Genomic DNA, 10715 nt, shown 5'->3' with positions numbered 1-10715 from the left:
CGACTTCGACAGCGCCACGGTGGCCGGCTTCCTGAAGGAGCACGGGCTGGAGAAGGACTTCAAGCTCAACATCGAAGCCAACCACGCCACGCTGTCGGGCCATACCTTCGAGCACGACCTGCAGGTGGCCAGCGACCACGGCCTGCTGGGCAGCATCGATGCCAACCGCGGCAATGCGCAGAACGGCTGGGACACCGACCAGTTCCCCACCGATCTGTACGACACCGTCGGCGCGATGCTAGTGGTACTGCGCCAGGGCGGGCTGGAGGGTGGCCTGAATTTCGATGCCAAGGTGCGCCGCGAGTCGACCGATCTGGAAGACCTGTTCATCGCCCACATCGGCGGCATGGACGCGTTCGCGCGCGGTCTTGAAGTCGCCCACGCGCTGCTGACCGAGTCGCCGTGGGAGCAGTGGCGCAAGGAACGCTATGCCAGCTTCGACAGCGGCAAGGGCAAGGACTTCGAGAACGGCACGCTGGGCCTGGCCGATCTGGCGGCGCTGGCGACCGGGCAGGGCGAACCCAAGCAGATCAGCGGCAGGCAGGAGCGTTACGAGAACCTGCTCAACCAGTACCTGCTGCGCTGAGCGCGGCAGGTCGCATCGACAACAGCGGATCGAGGAAGGGGAAGGTAATGAGTCAGACAATGACCGGGGGCGAAAACACCCGGCTGATCGTGTTGATCAGCGTGGTGGCGACGATCGGCGGATTCCTGTTCGGCTTCGACAGCGGGGTCATCAACGGCACCGTCGATGGCCTGCAGCAGGCGTTCGGTTCCACCAAGGCGGGTCTCGGTTTCGAGGTCGCCTCGATGCTGCTGGGCTGCGCGGTCGGTGCCTTCAGCGCCGGCCGGCTGGCCGACAGCCTGGGCCGACGCAACGTGCTGATCATCTCGGCGGTGCTGTTCCTGCTGTCGGCCATCGGTGCCGGCGCGGCAACGTCGTCGGTGGTGTTCGTCATCGCGCGGGTGATCGGCGGGTTTGCGGTCGGCGCGGCGAGCGTGATCTCGCCGGCCTACATCGCCGAAGTAGCGCCGGCGCGCTACCGCGGGCGCCTTGCGACGGTGCAGCAGATCGCCATCATCAGCGGCCTGACCGCGGCGTTCCTGTCCAACTACCTGCTGGCCGCGAAAGCCGGTGCGTCCACCGAGGCGCTGTGGGGCGGACATGCCGCGTGGCGCTGGATGTTCTGGATGCAGGCGGTGCCGTCGCTGCTGTTCCTGGGCCTGCTGCTCACCATTCCCGAGAGTCCGCGCTATCTGGTGGTGAAGCGGCGCAAGGACGAAGCGCTGCGCGTGCTTACGCGGCTGTTCGGGGGTGCCGAAGCGCAGACCAAGCTCGCCGAGATCGATGCCTCGCTGTCGGAGGACCACCATCGTCCGCGGCTCTCCGATCTGAAGAACAAGACCACCGGCAGGATCCGTCCCATCGTCTGGGTGGGCATCGGCCTGGCCACGTTCCAGCAACTGGTCGGCATCAATGTGGTGTTCTACTACGGCGCGGTGCTGTGGCAGGCGGTCGGCTTCTCCGAGAACGATGCACTCGCGATCAACGTGCTGTCCGGCGCGCTCAGCATCGGCGCCTGCATCGTCACCGTGCTGCTGATCGACCGCATCGGCCGCAAGCCGCTGCTGTGGATCGGCTCGGCCGGCATGGCGGTGTCGCTGGCCCTGGTGGTGGTGGCGTTCGCCAGCGGTTCGCTGGTCGACGGCCACCTGCAGCTGCCCGAGGGCATGGGCACGCTGGCGCTGGTGGCGGCCAATGCGTACGTGGTGTTCTTCAACATCTCGTGGGGCCCGGTGATGTGGGTGATGCTGGGCGAGATGTTCCCCAACCAGATCCGCGGCTCGGCGCTGGCGGTGGCGGGTGCGGCGCAATGGACGTCGAACTTCGCCATCACCGTGACCTTCCCGATCCTGCTGGCGGCCATCGGCCTGGCGGCGACCTACAGCATCTACCTGGTTTCGGCGATCATCTCGGTCTTCTTCGTGCTGAAGTATGTTCACGAGACCAAGGGCAAGGAACTGGAGCAGATGGAAGGATGAAGACCATGACGAAGCGGAATTCCCTGCGCGCCCGTGGCGGCGTGCTGATCGCGGCCGTGGCGCTGGCGCTCGGCGCCTGCAAGGGCGACGGCAAGACCGAGGCCCCGGCGACGGTGGCCGCGTCCAACCCATGGCCGCAGGTCGCCTGGCCGCTGGCCGAGGACGCCGCGCTGGAGAAGCGCATCACCGACCTGATGGCCACGATGACGGTGGAAGAGAAGGTCGGCCAGCTGGTGCAGGGCGACATCGCCAGCATCACGCCGGACGACGTGCGCAAGTACCGGCTCGGTTCGATCCTGGCCGGCGGCAATTCCGATCCGGGTGGCCGCTATGACGCCTCGCCGGCCGAATGGCTGGCGCTGGCCGATGCCTTCTACGAAGCATCGATGGACACCTCGCAGGGTGGCAAGGCGATCCCGGTGATCTTCGGCATCGATGCCGTGCACGGGCAGAGCAACATCGTCGGCGCAACGCTGTTCCCGCACAACATCGGCCTGGGCGCGGCGCGCAATCCGGAGCTGCTGCGCCGGATCGGCGAGATCACCGCGCTGGAAACGCGCGCCACCGGCATGGAGTGGACGTTCGCGCCGACCGTGGCGGTGCCGCAGGACGACCGCTGGGGCCGCACGTACGAAGGCTATTCGGAATCACCCGACGTGGTGGCCAGCTATGCTGGCGCGATGGTGGAAGGCCTGCAGGGCAAGGTCGGCACGCCCGGCTTCCTCGACGGCCGCCACGTGATCGCCTCGGTGAAGCATTTCCTCGGCGATGGCGGCACCACCAACGGCAAGGACCAGGGCGACACGAAGATCAGCGAAGCCGAGCTGGTACGCATCCACGCCGCTGGCTATCCGCCGGCGATCGCGGCCGGTGCGCAGACGGCGATGGCCTCGTTCAACAGTGTCAACGGCGAGAAGATGCACGGCCACAAGCCGTACCTGACCGATGCGCTGAAGGGTCGCATGCAGTTCGGCGGCTTCGTGGTCGGCGACTGGAACGGCCATGGCCAGGTGAAGGGCTGCACCAATACCGATTGTCCGGCGACGATCAACGCCGGCCTCGACATGGCGATGGCCTCCGACAGCTGGAAGGGGTTCTACGAGACCACGCTGGCGGCGGTGAAGGCCGGCACGATCAGCCAGGAACGGCTGGACGACGCCGTGCGGAGGATCCTGCGGGTGAAGATCCGCCTGGGCCTGTTCGAAGCGGGCAAGCCGTCGGCGCGCACGGTGGGTGGACAGTTCGCGCTGCTGGGTTCGCCGGAGCATCGCGCGGTGGCGCGCCAGGCGGTGCGCGAATCGCTGGTGCTGCTGAAGAACCAGGGCGGCGTGCTGCCACTGGCACCGAAGCAGCGCATCCTGGTGGCCGGCGACGGCGCGAACGATGTCGGCAAGCAGGCCGGTGGCTGGACGCTCAACTGGCAGGGCACCGGCACCACGCGCAAGGACTTCCCGAACGCCGATTCGATCTACGAAGGCATCGCGCAACAGGCGAAGGCGGCGGGCGGCGAAGCGATCCTCGCCCTCGATGGCAAGTACACGCAGAAGCCCGACGTCGCGGTGGTCGTGTTCGGCGAGAACCCGTACGCGGAATTCCAGGGCGACCTGCAGACGCTGCTCTACAAGCCGGGTGACGACGCCGACCTCGAATTGATCAAGCGCCTGAAGGCGGAAGGCATCCCGGTGGTGGCGGTGTTCCTGAGCGGGCGTCCGCTGTGGATGAACCGCGAGATCAATGCGGCCGATGCGTTCGTCGCCGCATGGCTGCCAGGCTCGGAAGGCGGCGGCATCGCCGATGTGCTGCTGCGCAAGGCCGATGGCAGCGTGCAGCACGACTTCAAGGGCAAGCTCAGCTTCAGCTGGCCGCGCACCGCCACGCAGTACGCCAACAACGTGGGGCAGGAAGGCTACGACCCGCTGTTCGCGTTCGGCTATGGCCTGACCTACGCCGACAAGGGCGACCTGGCGGCATTGCCGGAGGAATCCGGCGTGAGCGGCGACGAGGGTGCGAGCGGCGTGTTCTTCGCGCGCGGCGATGCCGGTTCCGGCATGGCGTTGCGGCTCGAGACCGCCGACGGCCAGGGCGTGACCGTCACCAAGGTGCCGGAAGCACTGGCGGGCGATCTGCTGCGCGTCACTGGCGTGGACCACCTGGCGCAGGAAGACGGACGCCGCCTCGCGTGGTCGGGCAAGGGCGAAGCGGCGGCCGCGTTGCAGTCGCACACTGCGCTGGACCTGCAGCGTGAAAGCAATGGCGACGTGATGCTGCTGACCACCTTGCGTGTCGATACCGCGCCGAGCGGCGACGCCTGGCTGTCGGTCGGCTGCGGCACCGGATGCACCGCGCGCGTGGCATTGGCGCCGACGTTGGCGAAGCTGCCGGTGGGCCAGTGGACGCGGGTAGGCGTGCCGCTGAAGTGCCTGGCCAAGGCGGGTGCCGATGTCGCCAAGCTGGATCGTCCGTGGTCCGTCGGTACTGCAGGGACGATGACGATCTCGGTCTCGCGCGTCGCACTGGGGTCGCTGGACCAGGCGGAGCAGGCGGTCGACTGCCCGCGTTGAGCGTGAGCGCATTCCCGGGCGCGCAGGCGTCCGGGAATGCATCGCGGCATCGCTTGTCGTTTTGGGATAGGGGAACGGAATGACACTGTCGGGACTGGATATCGGCATCGTGCTGGCCTACCTGGCCGGCATCTTCGTGCTGGCGCAATGGGTGTCGCGCGAGAAAGCGGGACACACCAAGGACGCGAAGGACTACTTCCTCGCCAGCAAGTCGTTGCCGTGGTGGGCCATCGGTGCGTCGCTGATCGCGGCCAATATCTCGGCCGAACAGATCATCGGCATGTCCGGTTCCGGCTATGCCATCGGCCTGGCCATCGCCTCGTACGAGTGGATGGCCGCGGCCACGCTGCTGATCGTCGGCAAGTGGTTCCTGCCGGTATTCCTGCGCAACGGCATCTACACCATGCCGCAGTTCCTGGAACAGCGTTACGGCGCGCGCATCCGCACCCTGATGGCCGTGTTCTGGCTGGGCCTGTACGTGTTCGTCAACGTCACCTCGATCCTGTGGCTGGGCGCCATCGCGGTGTCGCAGGTCACCGGCATGGACCAGATGCTGGCGGTGGTGCTGATCGGTGTGTTCGCGCTGCTGTACCAGCTGTATGGCGGCCTGAAGGCCGTCGCGCTGACCGACATCGTGCAGGTGTCGCTGCTGGTGCTGGGAGGTTTGCTGGTCGCCGGCCTGACGCTCAACGAACTGGGCGACGGCGCAGGCATCGTCGCCGGCTTCCACAAGCTGTGGGAAGCGCAGCCGGGCCACTTCGAGATGATCCTCGACAAGGACAACCCGTTCTACAAAGACCTGCCGGGGATCAGCGTGCTGATCGGCGGCATGTGGATCATGAACATCAGCTACTGGGGCTTCAACCAGTACATCATCCAGCGCGCCCTCGCGGCGAAGGACATCGGCGAGGCGCAGAAGGGCGTGCTGTTCGCCGCGTTCCTGAAGCTGCTGATGCCGGTGATCGTGGTGCTGCCGGGCATCGCCGCAGTGATGCTGGCGCCGGGACTGGACAAGCCCGACCAGGCGTATCCGACGATGATGCGCCTGCTGCCTACCGGCATCCTGGGCCTGGTGTTCGCCGCGCTGGTGGCCGCGATCGTCGCGTCGCTGGCGTCGAAGATCAATTCGGTGGCGACCATCTTCACGCTCGACTTCTACGCCAAGGGCAAGCGTCAGCATGATGAAACGAAGCTGGTGCGTGTCGGGCGCATCGCGGCGGTGGTCACGGTGGTGCTCGGCATCCTGGCGGCCAAGCCGCTGCTGGGCAGTTTCGACCAGGCATTCCAGTACATCCAGGAATACACCGGCTTCTTCACCCCGGGCATCGTGGTGATCTTCGTGCTGGGCCTGTTCTGGAAGCGCGCCAACGAAGCCGGCGCACTGGCGGCGGCGATCGGTTCGTTCGTGTTGTCCATCGTGCTGAAGCTGGCGTGGCCGGCGCTGCCCTTCATCGATCGCGTCGGCCTGGTGTTCCTGCTGGCGCTGGCACTGGCGGTGATCGTCTCGCTGGTCACGCCGCACGCGCCGGAGAAGGACATCATCCAGACCCGCGACGTGGACTACCGCACCAGCGGCGCCTTCAACATCGGGGCGGTCGCGGTGCTCGCCATTCTCGTGGCGCTGTATACGCTGTTCTGGTGATGTCCCTTGCGCGACGTTCAGAGCGGGTTTAGCCCAGCGGTGACGCGGTGCGGATTCTCACGAATTCGTGCCGGGAATCTAATGAGCGCTTAACTTCGAGCTAATCGACCCTTAATCGAGCGATTCCAGCATGCACGCCATGCACTGGATCCGCTCCCACGTCGTACTTGCCCCGCTGCCGGGACGCTTCGCCAGCGTCCAGCTGATTGATCGCCACGATCCCGACCGGGACGAAGTCGAGTCGTTCATCAGCGACGTCTATCGCGAGCGCTACGGCGCAGCACTGCGCAGCTTCTTCCCCCATCTGCTCGCCTATCGCGACAGCGATGGCCGGCTTGCCGCTGCCGTCGGCGTGCGTGCCGGAGGGGAGGGGCCGCTGTTCGTCGAGCACTACCTGGATGCGCCGGTCGAACAGGTGATGGCGCACCAGCAGATCGCGCAGATCGACCGCCGCCTGATAGTCGAAGCCGGCAACTTCGCCGCCACCACGCCCGGCATCGCGCGCGAACTCATCCTGCAGCTTGCGCTGACCCTGCAGTCGGCGGGCATGACATGGGTCCTGCTGGTCGCCACCCGACAGTTGCGCAATGCGTTCGAGCGCCTGCATCTGCCGATGATCGAACTGGCTGAAGCGCGCGCCGAACGGCTCGGCGATGCCGGTGGAGACTGGGGTTCCTACTACGCGTCGCGACCACGCCTGATATGCGGCAACCTCGCAGAGGGCGTGGCCTACCTGCGGGGCAGGCACATGCCCCGGACATGCAGCGGCACCCCCGACCTTTGTCTGGCGGGGTCACCATGAGGACACCGATGGATGTCGTCCTGCGCGCGTCCGAAGCCAGCGGGCGTGCCCGCCTGATCACGGCGAACGGCACCCTGGATGACCAGACGCTTGCCGCACGGATCGGGCACCTCGTCGAGTGGATGACGAAGATGGACATCCGGCGCGTCGCCAGTCGCCTGGACAACGGGCCGAGCTGGTTCGTGCTGGACATGGCAATCCGCGAAACCGGCGGCGTGCATGTGCCGCTGCCGATGTTCTTCTCCGACGCGCAGGTGCTGCACGCGCTGGCCAACAGCGGTGCGCAATGCGTTGTCACTTCCCGCGAGGACGCCATGCCGCCCGGCGTCGAGGCGCTGACCGGGTTCCTCGATGGCGAGCGCCTGGCATGCTGGCGTGCGCAGGTGGACGAAGCGGCGGCACCGGTGCTGCCGCTTCGCACCGGCTGCATCACCTACACGTCCGGCACGACGGGTCGCCCGCGAGGCGTGTGCCTGGATGCGCACACGCTGTTCGGCGTGGCGGGGTCGCTGGTCGATGCCGCCGCCGCGATCGCACCCCGCCGCCATCTGTGCCTGATGCCGCTCGCAACGCTGCTGGAGAACGTGGCCGGGCTGTACGCCGCCCTCCTCGCGGATGCGGAGATCGCACTGCCGTCGCTGTCCGAGATCGGCTACACCGGCGCGACCGGCCTCGACGTGCCCACGCTGCTGCGTTGCCTGCACCGCTACCAGCCCGAAAGCGTGATCCTGGTGCCCCAGTTGCTGCTGGCACTGGTGATGGCGGCGGAGCAGGGCGCTCCCTTGCCCGCCTCGTTGCGCTACATCGCGGTGGGCGGTGGGCGCGTGGGGCCCGGCCTGCTCGCGCGCGCGCGCGCTCGGCCTCCCCGTGTTCGAAGGTTATGGCCTGACAGAGTGCGGTTCCGTGGTGTGCCTCAATCGCCCGGGCGCCACGCGTGATGGCAGCGTCGGCCAGGCCTTGCCGCATACCGGTGTCTCGATCGTGGATGGCGAGATCTGCGTCGAGGGCGCACGCGCACTGGGTTACCTCGGGGGCGACCCGCTGAAAGAGGGGCCGTTGCGCACGGGCGACCTGGGCTATCGCGACGACGAAGGTTTTGTCCACATCACCGGACGCCGCAAGAATGTCTTCATCACCGCCTTCGGGCGGAATGTGTCGCCGGAGTGGGTGGAGAGCGAACTGCTGGCGCATCCGGCCATCGCGCAGGCGGTGGTCTGGGGCGAGGGCCAGGCGGACAACGTCGCGGTGCTGGTGCCGCGCCGTCCCGACGTGGGCGACGCACAGATCATGCGTGCGCTGGACGAGGTCAACGCCGGGCTACCCGACTATGCGCGCGTCGCGCGTTTCGTGCGCGCTGCACCCTTCACCGCGGACGCGGGCCTGATGACCGCGAACGGCCGTCCGCGCCGCGCCGCCATCCTCGACCGCTACCAGGCCGACGTCGACGCCTGCTATCGCCTTCCCCCGAACGTTTCCCCCTCCGGAGTCACCGCATGAGTTTCCATGACGAGCTGGTCGCGCAGACCATGCGCGAACGCGACAGCCTGCTTTCCATTCCCCTCATTCAGTCCGCGCTGGCGGGCAGGATAGCGCGCCAGGATTACGTGGCCTTCCTTGTCCAGGCCTATCACCATGTCCGCCACACGGTGCCCTTGCTGATGGCCTGCGGTGCGCGCCTGCCCGCACGCCTGGAATGGCTGCGCACGGCGGTCGGCGAGTACATCGCTGAAGAGATGGGGCACCACGAGTGGGTGCTGGACGATATCGCGGCATGTGGCGAGGACCGTGCGGCGGCGGCGATGTCGTCGCCGTCACTGGCCACGGAGCTGATGGTCAGTTACGCCTACGACACCATCCAGCGCGGCAACCCGGTCGGCTTCTTCGGCATGGTGCTGGTGCTGGAGGGCACCAGCGTCGCGCTCGCCACGCGCGCCGCCAACACGCTGCAGACCTCGCTCGACCTGCCGCGCAATGCATTCGGCTACCTGTTGTCGCATGGCGACCTGGACATCGAACATGTCGGCTTCTTCAAGCGCCTGATGGATCGCCTGGACGACCTGGGCGACCAGGCGGCAGTCATCCATGCCGCACGACGCTTCTACGTGCTCTATGGCGACATCTTCCGCACCCTGCGTGCCGATGGCACGCGCCTGGCCGAGGCGGCGTGATGGAACTCGCAGGGAGAACCGTGATCCTGACCGGTGCCAGCGGCGGTATCGGCCAGCCGTTGTGCGCGGCGCTGGTCGCCGCCGGTGCGCGCGTGCTTGCAGTGGGGCGCGACGAGGCCAAGCTGCGCCGGGTCGCGCGGGACATGCCTGTCGGCAGCACGTCGTGGGTCGTCGCCGATGTGGCGACGGAGGAGGGGCGCGCCCATCTGCTGCGCGCGGCGCAGGCCGCGAGCCCGCTGCCCTCGGTGCTGGTGCTGGCTCACGCGCAGGCGGCATTCGGTCTGTTCGAAGAGCAGGATCCTGTCGACATGGACCGGTTGGTGCAGACCAACCTGGTGGCGCCGATGCTGCTCGCGCATGCGTTGCTGCCACTCCTGAGGACGCACGCATCGGCCACCGTGGTCGTTGTCGGCTCCACCTTCGGCAGTCTGGCATTCCCCGGCTTCGCGGCCTACAGCGCCAGCAAGTTCGGCCTGCGCGGACTGACCGAAGCGCTGGCAAGGGAATACGCAGATACCGGCCTGCGCTTCCAGTACCTGTCGCCGCGCGCCACCCGCACGCCGTTCAACACGCCGGCCGTCGATGCGCTGAATGCCGAACTCAAGGTCAGCAGCGACGTGCCCGCCGAAGTCGCACGCCAGCTGGTCGCGGCCATCGTGCAGGGCCGGTCGAGGATGCAGATCGGTTGGCCGGAAAAATTCTTCGCGCGCATCAATGGGCTGGTGCCCGGACTGGTCGATCGCAATCTGCGCGACAGCCTGCCCATCGTTCGCCGGCATGCGCGACGACCACGATCATCCACCGAGGAGAACATCCACCATGAACCACGCTTACGGTAAGTCCATGCTCTTCCTGATCCTCATGTCCACCACGCTGTTGGTCGGGATTGCCCTGGCGGGTGAGCCCGGTGCCACCACGACCGGCCAGGTACGCGACCGCTGGGCGCAGATCAACTACCAGGTACCGAAGGCACAGCGCGAATCGGCCTTCGAGGAGCTCGCGCGCCAGGCCGCGAAGATCCGGGAGACGCACCCGCGCGATGCGTCCGCCCTGATCTGGGAGGGCATCGTGCTGTCGAGCCTGGCGGGCGAGAAGGGCGGGATGGGGGCGCTGGGGCTGGTCAAGCGTGCGCGTGCCGATTTCGAGGCGGCCATCCAGATCGCGCCTGATGCGCTCGATGGTGCGGCCTACACCAGCCTGGGCGCGCTGTACTACCAGGTACCGGGCTGGCCGCTTGGCTTCGGCGACGACGACAAGGCGCGCGCCATGCTCCGCAAGGGGTTGGCCATCGATCCGGATGGCATCGACGCCAACTATTTCTATGCGGATTTCCTGCTCGATCAGAAGGACTGGACAGGCGCGCGCGCGGCCTTCCAGAAAGCGCTGGCGGCACCGGCCCGGCCGGGTCGGGAGGTGGCCGATGCGGGTCGCCGACGCGAGGCGGAGAGCAAGCTGAAGGACGTCGCCGAGCACCTTGCCAACTGAGGGGGGGCACACCA

General features: G+C 67.3%; 8 protein-coding genes and 2 pseudogenes. All 10 read left to right on the top strand.

Annotation, left to right across the window (positions count from 1 at the left end):
• Nucleotides 1–586, top strand: a pseudogene (locus ACIPRS_RS18400) (xylose isomerase); the annotation flags it as partial.
• Nucleotides 587–633: 47 nt separating this feature from the next.
• A complete protein-coding gene (locus ACIPRS_RS18395) occupies nt 634–2043 on the top strand; it encodes a sugar porter family MFS transporter (RefSeq protein WP_337731882.1) in 1410 nt (469 codons plus the stop codon).
• Nucleotides 2044–2048: 5 nt separating this feature from the next.
• Entirely contained in the window at nt 2049–4604 is a 2556-nt protein-coding gene (locus ACIPRS_RS18390) for a glycoside hydrolase family 3 protein (protein WP_446539592.1), read from the top strand.
• Nucleotides 4605–4683: 79 nt separating this feature from the next.
• Nucleotides 4684–6246, top strand: coding sequence for a sodium/sugar symporter (locus ACIPRS_RS18385; protein WP_446539591.1), 1563 nt, complete (start codon nt 4684–4686; stop codon nt 6244–6246).
• Between the two features lie 139 nt (nt 6247–6385).
• The gene (locus ACIPRS_RS18380; protein WP_446539590.1) at nt 6386–7048 is read left to right on the top strand and encodes a thermostable hemolysin; all 663 of its coding nucleotides are present in this window, start codon (nt 6386–6388) and stop codon (nt 7046–7048) included.
• Nucleotides 6949–7990 (top strand): annotated as a pseudogene (locus ACIPRS_RS18375) (AMP-binding protein); the annotation flags it as partial. The gene ACIPRS_RS18380 and the pseudogene ACIPRS_RS18375, both read left to right, overlap by 100 nt.
• A 39-nt stretch (nt 7991–8029) precedes the next feature.
• Complete coding sequence (locus ACIPRS_RS18370; RefSeq protein ID WP_446539598.1) at nt 8030–8545, top strand: hypothetical protein; 516 nt, start codon at nt 8030–8032, stop codon at nt 8543–8545.
• The gene (locus ACIPRS_RS18365; protein ID WP_446539589.1) at nt 8542–9216 is read left to right on the top strand and encodes a TenA family transcriptional regulator; all 675 of its coding nucleotides are present in this window, start codon (nt 8542–8544) and stop codon (nt 9214–9216) included. Before ACIPRS_RS18370 ends, ACIPRS_RS18365 begins: the two co-directional genes overlap by 4 nt.
• Nucleotides 9216–10055 (top strand): SDR family oxidoreductase, encoded by an 840-nt coding sequence (locus tag ACIPRS_RS18360; protein ID WP_446539588.1) that lies wholly within the window; start codon nt 9216–9218, stop codon nt 10053–10055. Before ACIPRS_RS18365 ends, ACIPRS_RS18360 begins: the two co-directional genes overlap by 1 nt.
• The gene (locus ACIPRS_RS18355; protein ID WP_446539587.1) at nt 10036–10701 is read left to right on the top strand and encodes a tetratricopeptide repeat protein; all 666 of its coding nucleotides are present in this window, start codon (nt 10036–10038) and stop codon (nt 10699–10701) included. The genes ACIPRS_RS18360 and ACIPRS_RS18355 overlap by 20 nt, the downstream gene beginning before the upstream one ends.
• The last annotated feature ends 14 nt before the right edge of the window (nt 10702–10715 follow it).

The sequence above is a fragment of the Pseudoxanthomonas sp. LARHCG66 genome (genome assembly GCF_052871755.1).
The sequence above is the reverse complement of the archived record's forward strand: the minus strand, read 5'-3'. Positions and strand labels throughout refer to the sequence as shown.

Bases quoted from the DNA above. Each gene is read 5' to 3' on its own strand.
- ACIPRS_RS18395 (WP_337731882.1), top strand. From the start codon at position 634: ATGAGTCAGACAATGACCGGGGGCGAAAACACCCGGCTGATCGTGTTG.
- ACIPRS_RS18390 (WP_446539592.1), top strand. From the start codon at position 2,049: ATGACGAAGCGGAATTCCCTGCGCGCCCGTGGCGGCGTGCTGATCGCG.
- ACIPRS_RS18385 (WP_446539591.1), top strand. From the start codon at position 4,684: ATGACACTGTCGGGACTGGATATCGGCATCGTGCTGGCCTACCTGGCC.
- ACIPRS_RS18380 (WP_446539590.1), top strand. From the start codon at position 6,386: ATGCACTGGATCCGCTCCCACGTCGTACTTGCCCCGCTGCCGGGACGC.
- ACIPRS_RS18365 (WP_446539589.1), top strand. From the start codon at position 8,542: ATGAGTTTCCATGACGAGCTGGTCGCGCAGACCATGCGCGAACGCGAC.
- ACIPRS_RS18360 (WP_446539588.1), top strand. From the start codon at position 9,216: ATGGAACTCGCAGGGAGAACCGTGATCCTGACCGGTGCCAGCGGCGGT.
- ACIPRS_RS18355 (WP_446539587.1), top strand. From the start codon at position 10,036: ATGAACCACGCTTACGGTAAGTCCATGCTCTTCCTGATCCTCATGTCC.